We start from the raw sequence: 2,004 nt of genomic DNA, 5'->3' as shown, positions 1-2,004 counted from the left end.
GACCACAGTGCCGGAGCGATACCAGTGCTGAATCACAGTTTGAGCCTCAACCACATCAGGACGCTGAAGCGCCGCACCCAGCGTTTCAGGCGTTTTATCGGCCAGCGCAGGCACAACCACGAGATCGGGACGCGGCAGTGAGGTTGCTAGTGCCGCTGAAACCTGTAGACCGAGACGCGTCTGTATGGATGGGCGCACACCTGTAGCGGTCACTTCAAATGGAGCCCTACCGCCCTGTTCTGAGATGATTTCATTCGCAAACGCAAAGGTGTCAAGGATGGCGGTAAGACCGGTGTCGAACATGTCATCAACCATCAGAACGAAAATCTTCATGTCGGGAATGCTGTCTTTATTGACGTTTACGACAATATGATAATGGCTTTCCTGCTCGTACACTAAATTTTGTGAGCTCACACATCACACTTTCCTTCAACTAGGAGATCGACGTACTATGCTGAGCCATGCTCTTGTTGTTAAGCTCGTCGCCAAGACTGAGCGCTGTGAGGAGGTTAGTCAGTTTCTCTCTGAAGCGCTGCCTCTGGCACAGGCAGAAACCTTTACACCTGTTTGGTTTGCTTTCCAAGCGAATGCAACCACGTTTTATATTGTTGATGCCTTCGCCAATGCTGACGATCGCCAGAAACATTTAGATGGACAGATTGCTGCTGCACTCATGTCTAAGGCATCAGAGCTACTAGCCGAACCGCCCTCCATTGAGCCAGTGGCTATCGTGGCAAGCAAATTACCCATGTTAGTCTAGACAGCCAGTGGAGATCCAGGAAAACCGAGCAGATATAGGCTTTGCTCTGGTTGAAAGAACATAGGGGGCTAAGGGCTAGCCCGAAGGTGCAGCGGCCGGGTAGATGTTCACTCTGGTTTCTTGAGCACTCATAGCCCGCCGCTGACCGAAGCCGTTAGCTACTGAATGCCGTTACTTGGGAGGAGACAATGGAGACACGGCACGATGAGGAGTTCGGGCTGCTGACGGCACAGGGCAGCAACTGGGTGCTAGAGCAGCGCGTCCTGCTGGGCGGACAGCTTGCCACCATTGCGATCGAGCTAGACGAGGAGGCGATGGAGCCGCAGCAGCGTCAGGCGATTCGCCATGTGCTCGCGTTAGGTACAGAGGCGTTAGAGAACGCCGCGCCAGCCGTAGTGCAGAACTACGCGGTGTATCGCGAGGCGATTGGCGATGACGAGCAGCTGCCGCCATTAGACAGTCCCGTAGACGTGTGGCGGCAGGTGCAGATCGATCACATTGTCGTGCCGCGCCATTACCAGGCACGCCATGCCTACTTTCTCATTTACGCCGAGTGCGCTTGGGATCCCGAGCATGGGCTGGAGATCCGCTTCCGCGATGGTGTGGCCATCGAGGCTGATCAGATGGGCGGCAGCGGCGGTGCGCGGGATGATCCCCCTGAGCACTTAGAGAGGCTACGGCAGCTCATCGCCGCTGCTGCCGCTCAGCACGCTTCTTGAGACGAAGGTAAAGATGACACAGTGAAGCGTCTTGGCCTGGAAGGATGGTACGGGGTGAAGCGTGGCAAAGCGGAAAAACGAGACACCCAAACACTACTCTCCTGATGAAGCGTTCGACCCAGCATCGATTGATAGTGTCCACAACGCTGTTGCTCTGTGGCTCTAGAGCTTTCAGAGATATACAGGTCAGCTTTAGAGCAGCCAATACCATTACAGTTCCAACTCATAGATGGCGGCAATCTCATTCGACTGAATGCCCAAATACGCTAGCGTTTGCTGCTGCGTGGCATGACCAAACGCTTCCATCAACAGAGGAATGGCAGTGCCACGCTCTAAGCGTTGCCAGTAGCCCCACGTCTTCCGCAATGTATGGCTACCATAGTTGCCCTTCAACCCCACATCGTGGCACCAAGTCTTCACCCGCGTACTCATCGTTTCGACCGTCAAGCAACCCCGTTGCCCTGTGAATAAGTAGTCCTCCACCTTCAAGTCACCCACCTGCAACCAGGCTTGTATTGACGCGAC

At 54.7% G+C, this 2,004-nt stretch carries 4 protein-coding genes; 2 read left to right on the top strand and 2 right to left on the bottom strand.

Translation table 11 applies throughout. The features are described from left to right. Positions 1-333: type 1 glutamine amidotransferase family protein (locus AC5JLP_RS19050; RefSeq protein ID WP_496069519.1), on the bottom strand; the 333-nt coding region annotated here is incomplete at its 3' end. Positions 334-451: 118 nt separating this feature from the next. On the opposite strand from AC5JLP_RS19050, the gene AC5JLP_RS19045 reads away from it, so the two are divergent. Then, positions 452-760, top strand: a complete 309-nt coding sequence (locus AC5JLP_RS19045) for a putative quinol monooxygenase (protein WP_496069518.1) — start codon at positions 452-454, stop codon at positions 758-760. Positions 761-948: 188 nt separating this feature from the next. Further along, positions 949-1,479, top strand: coding sequence for a DUF6985 domain-containing protein (locus AC5JLP_RS19040; RefSeq protein WP_496069517.1), 531 nt, complete (start codon positions 949-951; stop codon positions 1,477-1,479). A 210-nt stretch (positions 1,480-1,689) separates the two neighbouring features. On the opposite strand, the gene AC5JLP_RS19035 is transcribed toward AC5JLP_RS19040, so the two are convergent. Beyond that, on the bottom strand, positions 1,690-2,004 hold a 315-nt coding region (locus tag AC5JLP_RS19035; protein WP_496069516.1), incomplete at its 5' end, for a tyrosine-type recombinase/integrase.

The organism is Stenomitos rutilans, from assembly GCF_059505485.1.
Note: the sequence above shows the minus strand (reverse complement) of the source record. Positions and strands in the feature narration are given on the sequence as shown.

Bases quoted from the DNA above. Each gene is read 5' to 3' on its own strand.
- AC5JLP_RS19045 (WP_496069518.1), top strand. From the start codon at position 452: ATGCTGAGCCATGCTCTTGTTGTTAAGCTCGTCGCCAAGACTGAGCGC.
- AC5JLP_RS19040 (WP_496069517.1), top strand. From the start codon at position 949: ATGGAGACACGGCACGATGAGGAGTTCGGGCTGCTGACGGCACAGGGC.